General features: G+C 67.2%; 16 protein-coding genes. 7 read left to right on the top strand and 9 right to left on the bottom strand.

Annotated features, from left to right (window positions below; genetic code table 11):
* The first annotated feature begins 6 nt into the window (after window positions 1-6).
* Entirely contained in the window at window positions 7-543 is a 537-nt protein-coding gene (locus tag ACVOLJ_RS04030; RefSeq protein WP_475278913.1) for a carboxymuconolactone decarboxylase family protein, read from the top strand.
* 46 nt (window positions 544-589) lie between these two features.
* On the opposite strand, the gene fdhD is transcribed toward ACVOLJ_RS04030, so the two are convergent.
* The gene (gene fdhD / locus ACVOLJ_RS04025; RefSeq protein ID WP_481563514.1) at window positions 590-1429 is read right to left on the bottom strand and encodes a formate dehydrogenase accessory sulfurtransferase FdhD; all 840 of its coding nucleotides are present in this window, start codon (window positions 1427-1429) and stop codon (window positions 590-592) included.
* 254 nt (window positions 1430-1683) lie between these two features.
* Here fdhD and ACVOLJ_RS04020 point away from each other — a divergent pair, with 254 nt between their 5' ends.
* On the top strand, window positions 1684-3963 hold the full coding sequence (locus ACVOLJ_RS04020) for an FdhF/YdeP family oxidoreductase (protein ID WP_481563513.1): 2280 nt from the start codon (window positions 1684-1686) through the stop codon (window positions 3961-3963).
* 27 nt (window positions 3964-3990) lie between these two features.
* On the opposite strand, the gene ACVOLJ_RS04015 is transcribed toward ACVOLJ_RS04020, so the two are convergent.
* Window positions 3991-4422, bottom strand: coding sequence for a hypothetical protein (locus tag ACVOLJ_RS04015; RefSeq protein ID WP_481563512.1), 432 nt, complete (start codon window positions 4420-4422; stop codon window positions 3991-3993).
* 81 nt (window positions 4423-4503) lie between these two features.
* Between ACVOLJ_RS04015 and ACVOLJ_RS04010 the strand changes: the two genes are divergently transcribed.
* Window positions 4504-4857: a hypothetical protein gene (locus tag ACVOLJ_RS04010; RefSeq protein ID WP_475278908.1), complete on the top strand. Its 354-nt coding sequence runs from the start codon at window positions 4504-4506 to the stop codon at window positions 4855-4857.
* A 119-nt stretch (window positions 4858-4976) separates the two neighbouring features.
* Complete coding sequence (locus ACVOLJ_RS04005; RefSeq protein ID WP_481563511.1) at window positions 4977-5495, top strand: DUF411 domain-containing protein; 519 nt, start codon at window positions 4977-4979, stop codon at window positions 5493-5495.
* A gap of 51 nt (window positions 5496-5546) precedes the next feature.
* Here ACVOLJ_RS04005 and blaL1 read toward each other — a convergent pair whose 3' ends face one another.
* Window positions 5547-6419 carry a L1 family subclass B3 metallo-beta-lactamase gene (gene blaL1, locus ACVOLJ_RS04000; protein ID WP_475278906.1) on the bottom strand — a complete coding sequence of 291 codons (873 nt, stop codon included), beginning with the start codon at window positions 6417-6419 and terminating at the stop codon, window positions 5547-5549.
* Between the two features lie 201 nt (window positions 6420-6620).
* On the opposite strand from blaL1, the gene ACVOLJ_RS03995 reads away from it, so the two are divergent.
* Entirely contained in the window at window positions 6621-8360 is a 1740-nt protein-coding gene (locus tag ACVOLJ_RS03995) for an amidohydrolase (protein ID WP_481563510.1), read from the top strand.
* 53 nt (window positions 8361-8413) lie between these two features.
* On the opposite strand, the gene ACVOLJ_RS03990 is transcribed toward ACVOLJ_RS03995, so the two are convergent.
* The 3 genes from ACVOLJ_RS03990 to ACVOLJ_RS03980 all read right to left on the bottom strand — a co-directional run bounded on the left by ACVOLJ_RS03990 (window position 8414) and on the right by ACVOLJ_RS03980 (window position 12285).
* On the bottom strand, window positions 8414-10843 hold the full coding sequence (locus ACVOLJ_RS03990) for a TonB-dependent receptor (RefSeq protein ID WP_481563509.1): 2430 nt from the start codon (window positions 10841-10843) through the stop codon (window positions 8414-8416).
* Between the two features lie 72 nt (window positions 10844-10915).
* Window positions 10916-11764 (bottom strand): FecR family protein, encoded by an 849-nt coding sequence (locus ACVOLJ_RS03985; protein WP_475278903.1) that lies wholly within the window; start codon window positions 11762-11764, stop codon window positions 10916-10918.
* Entirely contained in the window at window positions 11761-12285 is a 525-nt protein-coding gene (locus tag ACVOLJ_RS03980; protein WP_481563508.1) for an RNA polymerase sigma factor, read from the bottom strand. The genes ACVOLJ_RS03985 and ACVOLJ_RS03980 overlap by 4 nt, the downstream gene beginning before the upstream one ends.
* A 203-nt stretch (window positions 12286-12488) precedes the next feature.
* On the opposite strand from ACVOLJ_RS03980, the gene ACVOLJ_RS03975 reads away from it, so the two are divergent.
* Complete coding sequence (locus tag ACVOLJ_RS03975) at window positions 12489-12755, top strand: hypothetical protein (RefSeq protein WP_475278901.1); 267 nt, start codon at window positions 12489-12491, stop codon at window positions 12753-12755.
* 9 nt (window positions 12756-12764) lie between these two features.
* Window positions 12765-13937, top strand: a complete 1173-nt coding sequence (locus ACVOLJ_RS03970) for a low temperature requirement protein A (RefSeq protein ID WP_481563507.1) — start codon at window positions 12765-12767, stop codon at window positions 13935-13937.
* Between the two features lie 27 nt (window positions 13938-13964).
* On the opposite strand, the gene ACVOLJ_RS03965 is transcribed toward ACVOLJ_RS03970, so the two are convergent.
* The 3 genes from ACVOLJ_RS03965 to ACVOLJ_RS03955 are packed head-to-tail and all read right to left on the bottom strand — an operon-like array spanning window position 13965 to window position 16193.
* Window positions 13965-14504: a DUF1697 domain-containing protein gene (locus tag ACVOLJ_RS03965; protein WP_481563506.1), complete on the bottom strand. Its 540-nt coding sequence runs from the start codon at window positions 14502-14504 to the stop codon at window positions 13965-13967.
* Complete coding sequence (locus ACVOLJ_RS03960; RefSeq protein WP_481563505.1) at window positions 14501-15142, bottom strand: response regulator transcription factor; 642 nt, start codon at window positions 15140-15142, stop codon at window positions 14501-14503. Before ACVOLJ_RS03960 ends, ACVOLJ_RS03965 begins: the two co-directional genes overlap by 4 nt.
* Entirely contained in the window at window positions 15135-16193 is a 1059-nt protein-coding gene (locus tag ACVOLJ_RS03955; RefSeq protein WP_481563504.1) for a sensor histidine kinase, read from the bottom strand. The genes ACVOLJ_RS03960 and ACVOLJ_RS03955 overlap by 8 nt, the downstream gene beginning before the upstream one ends.
* Window positions 16194-16405: the final 212 nt, after the last annotated feature.

Genomic DNA, 16405 nt, shown 5'->3' with positions numbered 1-16405 from the left:
ATTGCCATGTCCCGTATTTCCCTGATCGACCCGAACGCCACCACGCCCGACCGCCAGTCCCTGCTGGGCGAGGTCCACGCGGCCTTCGGCGCCACCCCGGCGATGTTCCGGGCCGTGGCCAACTCGCCAGCCGCGCTGAAAAGCATGTGGGGCTCTTTCGGTGCCCTCGGCGGTGGTCGCCTGTCGCCCTTGTTGGGCGAGCAGATCGCCGTGGCCATCGCCAACCGCAATGCCTGCGAGTACTGCCTGGCCGCGCACACCGCGCTTGGTCGCAAGGCCGGCGCCAGCACCGAGCAGATGGCGGCCGCGCAGGTGGGCCAGTCCACTGACCCGGGCACGGCGGCGGTACTGGCTTTCGCGCTGAAGGTGGTGGAGACCCGCGCACAGATCACCCATGCAGACGTGCAGGCGCTGCGTGATGCCGGCTGCGATGACGAACTGATCGTGGAGATCCTCGCCCACGTGGCGCTCAACCTGTTCACCAACTACGTCAACGTGGCATTCGACGTGCCGGTGGACTTCCCGAAGGTGGCGCTGCGCTGAAACGTGGTTCGGCCCGGGTGGCGCGTCCTGCCCGGGCCGCACGCCTCTACCCGGATGTTCCGGCCTGCAACCGCTCCGGGTGCGTATACACATTGAACCCGCTGTCGCGCGCAAACCCGACCAGGCACAGGCCGGCGCTGTTGGCCAGGTCGATCGCCAGCGCCGTGGGCGCCGAGACGGCGGCAAGGACACTGACCCCGGCGCGGACCGCCTTGCTGACCATTTCGTAGCTGGCGCGGCTGGAAATCACCAGCAGGCCACCATCGATGCTGTGCTCGTTGTGGTGCAGGGCGCCGATCAGCTTGTCCAGCGCATTGTGGCGGCCCACGTCCTCGCGGACCCAGCCGATGCGGCCGCCGGCATCGGCCCACGCGGCGGCATGGGTGGAACCGCTCGCTGCATTCATCGGCTGCTGCTGGGCCAGCGTGGCCAGCGCCCGTCGCAGGGCATCGGGGTGGTGGGTGCGGCGCAGGCGTACCGGTGGCAGCGGCCGCAACACGTCTTCCAGTTGCCGCGCGCCACACAACCCGCAGCCGCCGCGTCCAGGCAGAAGCCGGCCGTGGGTTGGATCGAGGCCAGCCGCAGGGGCTTCGGCAACCACGCTCATGTCCAGTTCGATCCCTTCCAGCTGCGGCCGCACCTCGATCGTCAGCAGCTGGTCGGGTGATGCGATCAGGCCTTCGCTGAGCGAGAACCCCAGCGCGAAATCCTGCAGATCACAGGGGCTGGCCATCATCACCGCGAAGATCGTGCCGTTGTAGCGCATCGCCACCGGCACCTCCTCGGCAACCAGGTCGCTGTGCTGCTGCCGGTCGCTGCCCTGCCAGCGCTGCAGCATGCGCAGGGCGGTGCCGGCAGGCGGCGGGACGGACGTCGGCTCGGGCATGCGGCAGATCCTGAAGAAAACGGGAAGGCACGTTGCACTGCGAGAATAGCGCACGGAAACACGATGACGCAGATGTAACCGCTGCGCGGGCACGCTGGTACCGCCCGATCGGGTAATGGCGCGGCAGCGGCGGACGTGCTCGACTGACGGTGCTGCGCTGCGACGTGTGCCACCGGCCGTTGCAGGCCTACCCTCGGTGCAGCGGAGGGCGGCGTGGCCGCTCGATGTTTCGATTCATCACCAGGTACCCGCCCATGTCCGAGCAGAAGCCCCCGCGCTACAAGCCCTACAACCAGCCGGCCGGCGGCTGGGGTGCAGCCGGCGCCACGGCCAAGGTGCTGCTGCAGCAGAGCGTGGTCGGCAAGGGCTCAAAGGCCCTGCTGGCGATGAATCAGCCTGGCGGGTTCAAGTGCCCGAGCTGCGCCTTCCCCGATGCCGACCATCGCAGGAAGCTGGAATTCTGCGAGAACGGTGCCAAGGCCCTGGCCTGGGAGGCCACCCAGCACCGGGCTACCCGCGAACTGTTCGCCCAGCACAGCGTCACCGAACTGATGGCGCAGACCGATTACTGGCTGGAGATGCAGGGCCGGTTGACCGAGCCGATGCGCTACGACGCCGCGACCGATCACTACGTGCCGTGCACGTGGGATGAGGCGTTCGCGATGATCGGCCGCCATCTGCAGGCCTTGGACGACCCCAACCAGGCCGAGTTCTACACCTCCGGCCGCACGCCGAACGAGGCGGCGTTCCTGTATTCGATCTTCGTGCGCGAGTTCGGCACCAATAATTTCCCCGACTGCTCGAACATGTGCCACGAACCGACCAGCCGCGGCCTGCCGCCGGTGATCGGCATGGGCAAGGGCACCATCGTGCTGGACGACTTCGAGCACGCCGAGGCGATCTTCGTGATGGGCCAGAACACCGGCACCAACTCGCCACGGATGATGACCAACCTGGTGGATGCACGTAAGCGCGGCATTCCGATCGTGGCGGTCAACCCCATGCCGGAACGTTCGCTGATCCGCTTCACCGAGCCGCAGGACGTGGTGCAGATGGCCACGTTTGGCTCCACCGAGATCACCAGCGAGTTCGTGCACGTGCGCATCGGCGGCGACCTGGCGCTGATCAAGGGCATGATGAAGGTGATGTTCGAACGCGAGGCGGCAGGCGAGCACGTGCTCGACCGTGACTTCCTGGCCGAGCACACGATAGGCCTGGAGGCACTGCGCGAAGACGTGCAGGCGCAGGACTGGGACGAGATCGTGCGGGTGTCGGGCATCGCGCAGTCGCAGATCCGCCGTTGCGCGGAAATCTACATCCGCTCGCAGGCCACGATCATCTGCTACGGCATGGGCCTGACCCAGCACCAGCAGGGCTCGCGGCTGCTGCAGCAGGTTGCCAACCTGCTGTTGCTGCGCGGCAATTTCGGCAAGCCGGGTGCGGGCATCGGCCCGATCCGCGGCCATTCCAACGTGCAGGGCGATCGTACGGTGGGCATCGACGAGAAGCCCACGGCCCGCTACCTGGATCGGGTGCAGCAGGTGTTCGGCTTCGATCCGCCACGCGAGAATGGTCACCACGTGGTGGAGTCGATTGCGGCGATGCTCGATGGCAACGCCAAGGTGTTCATCGGCATGGGTGGCAACTTCATCCATGCGGTGCCCGATACCGAGCGCGCCTATGCGGCGATGCGCGGGTTGGAACTGACCGTGGGCATCGCCACCAAGCTCAACCGCGGCCATCTGGTACATGGGCGTGACGCGCTGATCCTGCCGGTGGTGGCGCGCTCGGAATGGATCCGCACGCCACTCGGTGAGCAGTTCGTCACCATTGAAGATGCGATGTCCAATGTCACCGCCTCGCGCGGTGTGCTGGAGCCGGCCAGTGACGCTCTGTTGCCGGAAGTGGAGATCGTCTGCCGCATGGCGATGGCGGCGCTGCCGCACAGCCGGGTCGACTGGGCAGCCTACATGCACGACTACGCCGCGATCCGCGACAGGATCGCGGCGGTGTATCCGGAGATCTATGCCGGCTTCAACCAGCGCATCGAGCAGCCGCACGGCTTCCATCTTGATATTCCGCCGCGCCGACGGGTGTGGCCGACGGCCAGCGGCAAGGCCAACATCCTGGTGATGCCCGGCCTGGAGGTGAACGAGCGTGTCGACGACCCGGACATGCTGCGGCTGGCAACCGTGCGCTCGCACGACCAGTACAACACCACCATCTACAGTTACAACGATCGCTACCGGGGCGTCTACAACGACCGCATGGTGGTGTTCATGAACATCGAAGACCGGCTTGCGCGCGGCCTGGACAAGGAGGCGCGGGTCAGCCTGGAAACGATCAGCAGCGATGGCGTCGTGCGCCGCATCGCGGGCCTGACCGTGCTCGATTACCCGATGCCACGTGGTGCGCTGGCTGGCTATTACCCGGAGTTGAATCCGCTGTTGCCGCTGGATTACTACGACCGCATCAGCGGTACGCCGGCGGCCAAATCGATTCCGGTGCGCATGCGTGCCGAACCGGCCGTGTAGTGGCGGGAGCCGTGCCCGACGGCTTGTCTAGCCTTCGCGGTCACTGCTCACAAGGGTGCCATCCAGCAGGACCGGTATGATCTGGGTCCAGCCCCGGCCGTTGTACTCAAGGTTGACCAGGTAGACCCAGTCGCGTGCTGCGGTTTCCGGGTAGACCGTGGTCCCATGCGCGAAACGCTGCAGGTTGATCTCGGTCACCACGAATGCATCGCCGGGGTAGCGCTGCTGCGCATGCGCCAGGGCCAGCGCCGTGGCCTGGTGTGGCGACAGCGGCGGCTCAGCCCGGGCCGGATCGAACACGGGCAGGGCACGCAGGCGGGTGTCGCTCACCTGCCACTGCTCCCGTGTTTCCAGGTCATCACCACTGGCAAGCACGGTCCAGTTCCGGTCCGCTGCCCAGGCAGGCATGCCGACCAGCGCGAACACCAACAACAACAAAGACCGGCGAATGCGTGTCACGGGCAGCTTCCAGGTGAACGTGGGGCATGATGCCATCGTTGCCCACCGTGGCGGGAGCCCAGCCTCGGCTATCATCAGCGGGTGAACCTTCCTGTCCTGCTGCTGCGATTGTTGCTGCTCGTATCACTGGTGCTGAACGCGCCGGTGCTTGCACGTGCGGCAGCCGGCAGCGCTGGGCAGCCCGGAGGCGATCATTGCGTGGCGCCACATGCGACCTGCATGGCCGCCGATGTGGCGCTGCCGGCGTGCTGCGCCGAGACCGCCACGGGCATGTGCAACGGCGAGGGATGTGAGTGCAGCGCGGCCAGCGTTGCGGTGCCGCTGTTGCCGCGCGATGCCAGTGCGTCGCCCCGGCAGGATCGGCCGGGCCGCACGGCGTCGCGCGACCACCCGTCTCCTGTACTGCCGCCGCTGATCCGCCCGCCGATCGTCTGATCGGGTGCAGGCACGCCTGCCTGCAGCATCACTGAACATTCCCCAACACACACTGCCTGCGCGATGTCTTCGCGCGGGCGGCGCACTGTCGCGCCCGATACCGCAAGGATCACTCTTTCATGAAGCGTCTACTCACTTCCAGCCTGTTGCTCGGCACCATCCTGACCGCCACGGCCTGCGCCGCTGCCACCGATTCCAGCGCTGTTCCGCCCGCTGAAGCCGCCGCTTCCCCGGCCGCCATCGATCCGGCAATGCCCGTTGCCATCGTGCACAAGACCGCCAGCTGTGGCTGCTGCGGCATCTGGGCCGACCACCTGAAGGCCGCCGGCTTCCAGGTGGACGTGCGCGATACCGACGACATGCATCCGGTCAAGGCACGCCTGGGTGTGCCGCTGGGCAAGGCCTCCTGCCATACCGCCGAGATCGGCGGCTATGTGGTGGAAGGGCATATCCCGGCCGCTGACATCAAGCGACTGCTGGCCGAGCGACCGGCCGCGCGTGGCCTGGTGCTGCCGGGCATGCCGGCCGGTTCGCCGGGCATGGAAATGCCGGATGGCTACGTGCAGTCCTACACCGTTGAGCTGGTGCGCGCCGACGGCAGCACCGAGCCGTTTGCCCAGCACGGGCAGGGCGGCTGACCGGCACCCTTCGGGCCGTGTTGAGCCGAGCGCACGCTCGGCTCAACAGCATCAGCGGGCCGCGGCTGTTTCCTTGGCCAGCTGTGCATCGAACCTGCGCTCGGCATCATCGGCGTAGCCCCGGCAGGTCATTGCGTTGCGTCCGCCATCTGCGCCTGCGGCATAGTCCCAACCGCTGCTGCCCGGATGCGGGGTGAGCAGCACATCGCAGGGCAGGGCACGCACGGTGGCGAAGCTGCGGCGATAGTCGTCCACCAGGCGCGGGTAGCGCGGGTTGTTCTGCAGCCGGTAGCCCGGCGCGCTCAGGCTGTCGGCATAGGCGATGCGCACGGGTTTGCCGTTGCGGGTGTCGGTCCAGGTCCAGGCGGTACTGCCAGGCGTATGCCCGGGCATGAAATGCGGGGTGAAATCGATGCCCCCCAGCGTCACCACCTCACCGTCCATGATGATCCGGTCTGCGGCCGCTGGCGGATAGGTGATGTCGTTGCCGAAGTGCAGGTCGTCGCTGCCGCCACGTGCAAGCAACACGGCCGATTCGGCATTGGCCACGATCCGCGCGGCAGTCTGGCGCTTGAGCGCGGCGACCGGTCCGGCGTGGTCGGCATGGGCATGGCTGAGCAGGATCAGGCGCAGCTCCTGCGGTGCGACACCGCGCACCTTCATGTTGCGCAGCAGGTGCTCGGCCATCTGCGGCATGCCGCCATCGATCAGCACCGCGCCCTGCGGGGTCTGCACCAGCAGCGCGGTCAGGTTGGCGGTTCCGATCTGCCAGGTGTGGTCGGCAATCTGCAGCGGCGCCATCGGCTGCAGCCAGGATGCGTCCACGGTGTAGGCGCGCAGCTGCGGAAGGGGGGCTTCGGCAGCGTTGGCGTGGGTGATCGGAAGTACTGCGGCAAGCGTGAGGGCGAGTATGTGCGGGCGCATGTGAAGGGGTTTCGGGACGGTGAATCGAGGCTAGCACGGCGCTTTCCGATGCCGTTTCGATGATTCCTCATGCCTGCCATGAGCCGGGGTTGCGGGTGCCGGAAGATGGGCGCGACAACTGCCGTGAAAGGGCGATGCAGTTCGCAACGTGTTCGCATCGCACGGGGTAGCCTGCATCGACCACAAGGAAGGAGCAGGCGCATGTGCATTGTGTGCAATCCAGGAGCCGCAGCATTCCTGCAGGCACGTCGCGAGTTTCTGGGAGGGATGGTCGGGTTGGGTGCGGCGGCGCTGGTGGGGTCGGCCGTACCGCTGGCAGCGTTCTCCGCTACACCGGCGCCGAACCTGGCAGGGCCGGCGGATCGGATCTTCCATGGCGGTCCGATCCATACGCTCGGGCCGAAGGGCAAGGTGCAGGCTGTCGCGGTTCGCCAGGGGCGGATACTGGCCACGGGCAGCCACGAGGAAGTCATGCTGCATCGGGGGCGGCAGACCGAGCTGGTCGACCTGCGCGGCAGGGCGCTGCTGCCAGGCTTCATCGACCCGCATATGCACTCGGCGATGGCGATGCTGTCCGACTGGGTGGACGTGACACCGTTCAGTACCCGCACGCTGGCCGAGGCGCTGACGAAGATCGGTGCCGCCGCGAGTGCGAGCCAACCCGGCGAATGGGTGGTTGCGCAGGGCATCGATCCCTCGCTGATGCCCGGTCAGGCCATCACGATGCAGGCACTGGATGGCGTTGCGGCCAGTAATCCGGTGTTCGTGCTGGAGTCCAATGGGCATATCGCCTACAGCAACACGAAAGGATTTGCTGCAGCCGGTGTCACCGATGCAACGCCCGATCCGGACCAGGGGCGCTACGACAGAGCGCACGGAAAGCTCACGGGGCGCATGCAGGAATCTCCTGCGATGAAGCCATTCATGGCAGTAATGCCGATGCCCAGCTCAGCACGCTATGCCGAGCTGATCCAGCAGTTGTTCGCGGACGCGACCAAGGCGGGCTGCACCAGCCTGCACGACGCAGGCATTGGTACCGGCGGCACGTCGGATCTGGACGTGCTCAATGCAGTGATGGCGAAGAATCCACCCATCCGCTATTCGGGATTCCTCACCTCCGATCTGATGGACGACTGGATCAAGCGTGGCCTCAGACCGGGCGACGGCAATGATCGATTCCGCCTGACCGGTATCAAATTCTGGTCTGATGGCTCCAATCAGGCGCAGACAGGCTATCAGCGCGAGAACTATCTGGGTTCGGACAAGCGAGGGGCATTGAACTATACCGAATCCCAGTTGACGGCTGGAGTGCAGCGCGCCCACGACTTCGGTTGGCAGGTAGGAATCCATGCCAATGGTGATGCGGCAATTGACACCACGCTGAACGTCTATCAAGCGGTGCTGGCAAAGACCGCACGGACCGATCATCGCCATCGCATCGAGCACTGCAGCGTGCTGCATGCTGAGCAGATCGTCCGCCTGGGCGAGCTCCAGGTTTCACCTTCGTTCCTGATCGGGCACGTGTACTACTGGGGAAAGGCCTTTCGGGACAACATCCTCGGCCCGCAGCGTGCCGATCTCTACGATCCCTGCCGGTCGGCGCTGCTGGGCGGCCTGCGCATCTCGCTGCACTCCGATTTCAACGTCACCACCATCGAACCGTTGCGCTACATCGACAACGCGGTGAACCGGCGCATGCGTGACGGCGGCGAAGTGCTGAATCCAGATGAGTGCATCAGTGTCGAACAGGCGCTGCGTGCAGTGACCATCGATGCGGCATGGCAATGCCGGGTGGACGACATCGTCGGCAGCCTCGAGCACGGCAAGTATGCGGACATGGTCATTCTTGATCGCGATCCGCTGGCGATCGATCCGGCAAGGGTTATCGACCTGAAGGTGATGGAGACCTGGCTGCAGGGTGAGCGTCGCTACGCAGCGTGACCGGCAGATTGCAGAGGGGCCCGGGGCAACGCTGCCCCGGGCCTTGCGCGAGATCAGTACCGGTACTGCCACCCCAGTGTCAGCACGCGCCCGCGCCCGGAGAAATAACTCGGGTTCGATGGCGTGGTCTGCGAGTAATAGCTGATGTACTGCTTGTTGGCCAGGTTCTGCACGCCCAGGGTGAAGCTGTGCTTGTCCAGCGCGTAGCGGGCGACCAGGTCAAGGGTCGTGTAGCCCTTGAACGAGGCCACCGGCGCGCCGCGCAGGTCGAAATCGCGATCGAAGGCATGGCTGGCCTGCAGGCGGGTACTCAGCTGCGAAGTCCACGCCTGCTCCCAGAACGCGGTGAGGCGGTTGGGCGCGATGTTGACCCCGGCCAGGTCGCTTTCCAGGCGACCGTCGAGGTCGGCATCGTAGCGACCATTGGCGCGTGCATAGCCCAGGCCCAGGCGGGCATCGCCGAGGAGCAGGCGCAGGTTGGTCTCGAAACCTTCCACGCGGGTGGCCTGGCGCTGCACGTTGTAGGCGTCGATGCCAGCGTCATACACCAGCACCGAGCCCAGCTTGGATTCGGAGGTGTAGTAGGCGATGTCACCGCTGAAGCGGCCGTCGTCGTACTCCAGGCCGATCTCGCGGTTGTCCGACACCACCGGCGAGAGGTCGACCAGGCTGTCCACGCGCTGGCCGTCGCGGTTGATCGCGCGCAGCACGCGGCCGACATCGGCCACGGTGTAGCCCTCCGAGTACGACGCGTAGGCGTTCAGCCGGTCGTTGATGTACCAGACCGCACCGAAATTGGGCAGGGTCTCGCTCATCGTCGGCTTGCCACCGGCCACCTTGCGTGCGCCGTAGCGCGGCAGCGTGGTGTAGTCGCCCACCTCCAGCTCGCCCTTTTCGTAACGCAGCCCGCCGGACAGCATGACGTGGTCGCTCGGCCACCAGTGCAGCTGCAGCAGCGGCGACAGGCTCTGGTAGGTGGTCAGCGGCACCCAGTTCATGCCACTGGCCAGCAGCACCTGGTGGGTGCGGTCGCGCAGGCCGTCCAGGCCCAGGGTCACGTCCAGCGAGGTATCGCCGATGCGGCGCCAGCTCTGGGTCAGTTTGAAGCCGCGCTTGTCCGATTCGTTCTGGGTCTGGTCCCACGCCGCGTTGGCGCCGGTGTTGCCCCACGGGTCCCATTGGCTGGCGCCGTAGCGTCCCTCGAAATCAACCGCGAAGGCCTGTGCCAGGAACTGGCCACCGAACAGGTCGGCATTGCTGTAATCCAGGGTCAGCGAGCGCGAGCGGTTCATCGGCGGGTCGAGCGGTGTGTCGCCGGGCACCGAGGTGGCCGGGCGGCCGCTGCGGAAATTGCCATCCACCGGCAGGTAATTGTCGAGCCCGCGCAGCTCGTAGCGGTTGGCCATCAGCTGCAGGCGCTGGCCCTCGGCGAGGGTCCAGCCGACCTTGGCAAAGACGTTCGTCGAGGTCGAATCCATCAGCTCGCCCTGCGCGTTGATGCCGATCGCGCGGCCGTTGCCGTCGTAGTACAGGCCCTGGCGCTCGTGGGCGAGGCCGGCCACGAGGTCGAACTGCTGGCCACGCACGCCGACCAGCGCCGAGGCGCGCTGGCCATCATCGTCGCGGCGCCCGGGAGAGGCGGCGGTGAGTGACAGGCTGCTGTCGAGCAGGAAGGCGCCGGGCTCGGCAGGTGCGCTGCGGGTGATGATGTTGACGATGCCGCCAGTGCCACCGATGCCCTGCAGTGCGTTGGCACCATGGATGACTTCAATGCGTTCGATCATCGCCGGATCGATGGTGTGCGAATCGCGCGAGCCATCGCGCAGCGGGGTGGACTGCGGTACGCCATCGACCATGTACAGGATGCCGCGGCCGCGCATGCTCTCGCCGTAGTTGGACATCTTCTCGCGGGCAGGAGCAAACGCCGGTATCTGCGAAGACAGCACGCGCGACACATCCGAACCCAGCGCCAGCTGCTGCTGGATGTCCTCGCGGGTGAGTACGGTGATGGTGTTGGGCATGGCGGTTTCGCCCTGCGGCATGCGCGCGGTCGATGCCGAGACCGTAACGCGCGCCAGCGAGGTCGTGGTGGCCGACGGCGCCGCCGCCGGTGTCGCCCGGGCCTGGGTGCTGGGCTTGGCAGGTGCCGCTGCGGCACTGACCACGAACACACCCGGCGAACGCTCCTGCATCGCCAGGCCGTGCCCGGCCAGCAGGCGCTGCAGCGCGTCGCGCGGGGTGTAGCGGCCGTCCAGCGCGGGCGCGGTGCGACCGCTCACGCTGTCGGCGGCGAACAACAGCTGGATACCACTCTGCCGGGCCAGCGTGTTGAGCGAAGCCTGTAGTGGGCCGGCTGGCAGGTGCAGCTCCACCGTGGCGGGCGCGCTGGACTGTGCCGCAGCGGGCAGGGCCGCGCACAGGCAGGCAGCGAGCAGGGTGGGGGCCAGCCGGCGCAGGGCGGCAGGCGGAACGGGGCGGGTCATGCGGGGGGTCCTTCGGAAGGGTTCAAGCACTTGCCGGATGGGACGGCGCGCAACCCACCCTTGGCGTGCGGCTCAATCGCGGGCGCGCAGGTGCAGGCTGCCGTCGGTGCCCCGGTGCACCTGCACCGGCAGGATGTCCGGCAGCAGGGCAACGGCCGTCTCGGCACGATCGGCATCGAACACGCCCGAGACCTGCAGCGGACCCAGCGCCGGGTCGTCCAGTACGATCGGACGATCGTGATAGCGCTGCAGGATGCGCAGCACCTCGGCCAATGGCAGGCGGTCGAACTGCAGGCGGCCTGAGGTCCAGTCGGCCCGGTCCGGATCCACCGCTTCGGGCGGGGACAGCGATCCTGGCTGGGCCAGCAGGCGCTGGCCGGGTTTCAGCCGCTGCTCGGTGCCAGCGCCGTCCACGCTGACACCAACCTCGCCGCGCCACAGCGTGACTTCGCTCAGATCACCCTGGCGGTCAACGTCGAACACCGTGCCGTAGTTGCGCACCCGCACCGGACCGGCATCGACCTGGAAGCGCCGCCACGTCGAGTGCTGCACCTCGAAGCGCGCGTGACCCTGTGCCAGCAGCACCTGCCGCGAGCGCAGGTGGCGACGCACCTGCAGGTGGGTTCCCGCGTCGAGCAGCACGCCGCTGCCGTCCGGCAGCGTGATCCGGCGACGCTCGCCCACGGCGGTCTGGTAGTCACGCACCTGCCAGGCCGGGTCGGCCAGCAGCAGCGCGCCCAGGGCCAGCAACAGCACGGGCAGCACCCGCTTTGCACCCGGTCGGCCGTGGCGTCGCCGCAGCGCCTCAGGGTCCGGTAGCGGGAAGCGCTCCTTGAGTGCCTGCCGATGCTGGTCGAGCACGTCCTCGGTGGATGCTTCGGCGGGCGCCGGCGTTCCCTGATCGGGGGCGGCAGGGTTCACCGCAGCGCACCGTGCAGCCGGCAGTCGGCCATGGCCAGGCGCAGGTGGCGTTCCACCGCCTTCAGGCCAATGCCCATCCGCGTCGCGACTTCGGCCTGGGGCAGCGCGTGGATCTTGTGCAGGATGAACACCTGTTGCCGCCGGCAGGGCATGCCTTCGATGGTGCGGGTCAGTCGCTGCAGTGCCTGCTGGCCCTGCGCCTGCCGCTCGGGACCGGCGCGCTCGCACGCACTTTCGGGCAGCTCGGCACGCGGCTCCGCCCAATGCCGGCGCAGATCTTCGGCACGGCAGCGATCAACCGCCGCGTCGTGGGCGATCCTGCGCAGCAAGGCGATGGGTTGGCGGGCGTCATGCATGGCGGGACGCTCCAGCAGGCGCACGCAGACATCGTGCACCACTTCCCGGGCCAGCCCGGGCGAGCGGAACCGGCGATGCAGGTAGTCCACCAGCTCCTCGTAATGGCGCACCAGCGAGGACACCAGCGGCAACGCGGGCGGGCGGGGAAGTGTCGGCTGGGACATCCGGACGGGCAGCAAGGGTGAAAGGCGGGCGCGGGGAGGTCATCCCTGCGCGATGACGCAATACTAATGGGAACTGTTCTCGTTCGCCATGCCGCGATCACGGCGGTGATTGTTCGCCCCCGCTGGAAAGTGAATCCACGATCATCGGCTGGAGCGCAGAATCAGCCACGGCTAGCCTGCCCGCAGGCTCAAGGAGGTGGACCATGCATGTGCTTCTGGTGATGGTGGGCGGCGTTCTGCTGTTGGGGGTGTTCCTGCTGTTCGGGCGTCTCTGGAGCGTGGGAACCTCACAGCTGCCCACGGCCCTGATCGCGTTCATCGCGACCTGGCTGCTGGTGACGGTGGCCAACCTGTGGGTGGGTGTCAGCAAGGCCGGTTACGGGATGCGAGAAGAACTGCCGATCCTGCTGCTGGTGTTCGCGGTGCCGGCCCTGCTGGCCGGCCTGCTCTACTGGCGCCTGGCGCGCTGAAGGATGGCCATGCGCACACCCCTGCGATTGCCGGCGCTGCGCCAGCGCGACGGCCACCACGCCCGCGTGACCTACGAAGAGCTGTTCTTCGACCTGGTCTATGTGTTCGCGGTCACCCAGCTCAGCCACCACCTGCTGCACCACCTGGATCTGGCCGGCGTGCTGCAGACCCTGGTGCTGTGGTTCGCGGTGTGGCTGGGTTGGCAGTACGCGTGCTGGGTCAGCAACTGGTTCGATCCGCAGGCACCGCGCATCCGCGGCCTGCTGTTTGCCACCATGCTGCTGGCCTTGTTGATGTCCTCGTCCATTCCCGAGGCCTTCGCCGCACGTGCCTGGGTGTTTGCCGGGGCCTACGTCACGATGCAGGTCGGGCGCACCGCCTTCGTGCTGATCGAGGTCGGTCGCACGCACCCGCTGGCGCCGAACTTCCGCCGCATGCTGGCCTGGGTGAGCGTGTCGGCCTGCTTCTGGCTGGCAGGTGCGGCAGCCGAGGGCAATACACGGCTGGCGCTGTGGGCGGTGGCCGTGGCCTGCGAATACGTCTCGCCGATGTTCGGCTTCGCGTTCCCGGGATTGGGCCGTTCGCACACCCGTGAGTGGACCATCGAAGGCGGGCACCTGGCCGAACGTTGCCAGCTGTTCGTCATCGTCGCACTGGGTGAGACGCTGCTGGCGACCGGTGGCGTGCTCAGCGAGGTCGAACAGTGGAGCGGGGCGGTGGTGTCGGCGGTGCTCGCCACCTTCGCCGGCACGATCGCCATGTGGTGGCTGTACTTCGGCATCTCCAGCCGCGACGCCACCGAGGCCATCAGCCACGCCGAAGACCCGGGCCGGATGGGTGCCAACTTCCACTATGTGCACGCGCTGCTGATCGCCGGCATCATCGCGACCGCCGTGGGCAACGACCTGGTGATGGACCATCCGCACGCCGCGGTGACGCCGGTGTACGCGGCCATGCTGGTCGCCGGGCCATTGATCTACCTGCTGGGCAGTGCGCTGTACAAGCGGGTGGTGTATGGGCGCGCACCGTACTCGCATCTGGTCGGCGCGCTGGCGCTGGTCGTGCTGGGTGTCCTGCTGCTGCAGACCCATCTGCTGGCCGCTGGCTGGTTGACCAGCGCGGTGCTGCTGGCGGTGGGGTTGATGGATACGCGGTTGAAGCACCGCCTGCAACGGGCGTGATCCTGTCCGGTATCCAGCGCTCTGCCGTCACCCTCTGCCGTCTGCGGTGAGCTGGTCGAGCGCGGCGGCCATTGCCGCCAGCTTGCCGACCGTGTTGAGGTTGCGGGCGGTGCCGTGCTGGGCATGGGGAATGCGCAGGCGCGAGTCGGCCATGCCGTCGCCATAGTGGATGAAGATCTCGCGGGTACCCAGCGCCAGCTGCTCATCGCGCAGGCCGGTCACCCCGGTCAGGGGATCGGCGGGCAGAGCGGCATCCACGAACAAGGCGACCACGCGATTGCCGGCGGCATGCGGAAACGGATTGCGGGCGGCAACCGCCGCGATCTCGGCTGCCGATCGCACCAGCACACCCACCGGCTTTCCGGCATAGGCCTGCAGCCGATGGCAGAGGGCCTGCCGCACGCCGGCTTCGTCAAGTCCGCTGCGGAACACCACGTTGCCGCTGGCGATATAGGTGCGGACGTCGCTGAAGCCGGCGTCCTCGCACATCGCCACCAGTTCAACCATCGGCAGCTTGCCGGTGCCACCGACATTGACCGCGCGCAACAGTGCGACATGCACGCTCATGGGGTGCCTGCCTGCAACCGGTCGTACAGGCGCACCAGGTCGACCAGCGTGCGTGCGCCCATCTTGCGCATCACCTGCGCGCGGCGCACCTTCACCGTGATCTCGCTCACCCCCAGGTCGCCGGCGATCTGCTTGTTGAGGCGGCCGCGCACCACGCCGTCGACGACCTCGCGCTCGCCCGCGTTGAGGGTGTTCCAGCGTTGCTGCAGGCCATCAAGTGCTTCACCGTCGCGGCGGCGCTGGCGATCGATCTCGATGCCCTTGTGGATCGCATCAAGCAGCTCCTGGTCGCGGAAGGGCTTGGTCAGGAACTCGATGGCGCCGTCCTTGATCGCGTTGACGCCCATTGCGATGTCGCCATGGCCGGTGATGAACACCACCGGCAGCTGCAGGCCATGGCTGGCCATCGTGCGATGGAACTCCAGCCCGCTCTGGCCGGGCATGCGCACGTCCAGCACCAGGCACGCCGGTGCATCCTCCAGCGCGTGCTCCAGCAATGCCTGGGTCGAGGCGAACGCATGCACCCGCAGGCCCATCGAGGCGAGCAGGTCTTCCAGCGCCGCGCGTACCGAATGGTCATCGTCAACCACATACACGATGGGTGCCGGCTCGACGGGCGGCGGCAAGGGCTTACGCATGGTCGTTCTCCGTTGCCGCAGGCAGATCAAGGATGAAGCACGCACCGGCGCCGCTGGGGCGCTCGGCACGGATGTGGCCGCCATTGGCCTCGATCATCGAGCGGCTCAGGCTGAGACCCAACCCCAGGCCGTGCGATTTGGTGGTCCAGAACGCGTCGAACACGCGCTCGGGATGCTCGGCCGGCAGGCCGATGCCGCGATCGCGGATGCTCAACGCAATCCGCTGGCCAGCTTCGCGTGCAGTGACCAGCGACAGGCGTCGATCCGCCAGTGCGGTCGAGGCCATCGCGTCCACCGCATTGAGGATCAGGTTGCCGATGACCTGCTGCACCTGCACCCGGTCGGCATGCACGGGCGGCAGGTCCGCGCCGAACATCAGCGCTACGGTGATGGAATGGCGCTCCAGCTCGCCGCGCGACAACGCCAGCATTTCCTCCACGGCCAGGTTGAGGTCGAATGCCCGGCGTTCAGGTGAGGCGCCTTGGGTGAGACTCCGGATGCGGGCAATCACGTCACTGGCGCGATGGGCGTCGGCGACGATGCGGGCAATGGTCTGCCGCGCTTTTTCCAGGTTGGGCGGGTCCTGCGCCAGCCAGCGTTGGCTGGCCTCGGCGCTGCTGGCGATGGCTGCAAGCGGCTGGTTCACTTCGTGGGCGATGGAGGTGGTCAATTCGCCCACGGTGGATGCCCGCGCGACCCGCAACAGGCGCGCCTGCGCTTCCTGCACGGCGGACTTGGCCGCTTCCATCTTCAGTGCAAGATACGTTGTGATGGCGATCACCAGCATGCCGATCGCCGAATTGACCAGGCCGATCCGGTAGGTGCCAAAGCGGGTCAGGAAGAAGCTGATGCCAGTCAGGGCGATGCACAGCGCGGCCAGTGTGATCAGGCCGCGCGCGCCGAGGACCCGCGATGCGGCGAGGATGACCGCAGCGTAGAAGCATGCGGCCGCCACTGCGTAATCGGTAACGGTGTCGAGCAGGAAGATCGCCGCCATCACGACGATCAGGGCCAGCAGCAGCAACGGGCGGCGGGGCGACAGCGATGGCATCGGGATGGCTCCCTGGCGTGGGGTGGAAGAATAGCAAAGCCGCCTTCGGTGGATGCCGGCCTTGCTGGATGCCGGCCGTGGTGGATACCGGGCTTGGTGGGTGCCGACCGCTGTCTCTTATACACATCTCCGAGCCCACGAGACACTCGCTAATCACGTATGCCGTCTTCTGCATGAAAAAAAAACTTGGGGGGGGGGGGGCGGGGGGGGGG

The organism is Stenotrophomonas sp. STEN046, assembly GCF_056759755.1.
Note: the sequence above shows the minus strand (reverse complement) of the source record. Positions and strands in the feature narration are given on the sequence as shown.

Excerpts from the sequence above, each read along its gene's own strand:
- ACVOLJ_RS04030 (WP_475278913.1), top strand. The coding sequence starts at position 7 with ATGTCCCGTATTTCCCTGATCGACCCGAACGCCACCACGCCCGACCGC.
- fdhD (WP_481563514.1), bottom strand. The coding sequence starts at position 1,429 with ATGCCCGAGCCGACGTCCGTCCCGCCGCCTGCCGGCACCGCCCTGCGC.
- ACVOLJ_RS04020 (WP_481563513.1), top strand. The coding sequence starts at position 1,684 with ATGTCCGAGCAGAAGCCCCCGCGCTACAAGCCCTACAACCAGCCGGCC.
- ACVOLJ_RS04005 (WP_481563511.1), top strand. The coding sequence starts at position 4,977 with ATGAAGCGTCTACTCACTTCCAGCCTGTTGCTCGGCACCATCCTGACC.
- blaL1 (WP_475278906.1), bottom strand. The coding sequence starts at position 6,419 with ATGCGCCCGCACATACTCGCCCTCACGCTTGCCGCAGTACTTCCGATC.
- ACVOLJ_RS03995 (WP_481563510.1), top strand. The coding sequence starts at position 6,621 with ATGTGCATTGTGTGCAATCCAGGAGCCGCAGCATTCCTGCAGGCACGT.
- ACVOLJ_RS03990 (WP_481563509.1), bottom strand. The coding sequence starts at position 10,843 with ATGACCCGCCCCGTTCCGCCTGCCGCCCTGCGCCGGCTGGCCCCCACC.
- ACVOLJ_RS03980 (WP_481563508.1), bottom strand. The coding sequence starts at position 12,285 with ATGTCCCAGCCGACACTTCCCCGCCCGCCCGCGTTGCCGCTGGTGTCC.
- ACVOLJ_RS03975 (WP_475278901.1), top strand. The coding sequence starts at position 12,489 with ATGCATGTGCTTCTGGTGATGGTGGGCGGCGTTCTGCTGTTGGGGGTG.
- ACVOLJ_RS03970 (WP_481563507.1), top strand. The coding sequence starts at position 12,765 with ATGCGCACACCCCTGCGATTGCCGGCGCTGCGCCAGCGCGACGGCCAC.
- ACVOLJ_RS03965 (WP_481563506.1), bottom strand. The coding sequence starts at position 14,504 with ATGAGCGTGCATGTCGCACTGTTGCGCGCGGTCAATGTCGGTGGCACC.
- ACVOLJ_RS03960 (WP_481563505.1), bottom strand. The coding sequence starts at position 15,142 with ATGCGTAAGCCCTTGCCGCCGCCCGTCGAGCCGGCACCCATCGTGTAT.
- ACVOLJ_RS03955 (WP_481563504.1), bottom strand. The coding sequence starts at position 16,193 with ATGCCATCGCTGTCGCCCCGCCGCCCGTTGCTGCTGCTGGCCCTGATC.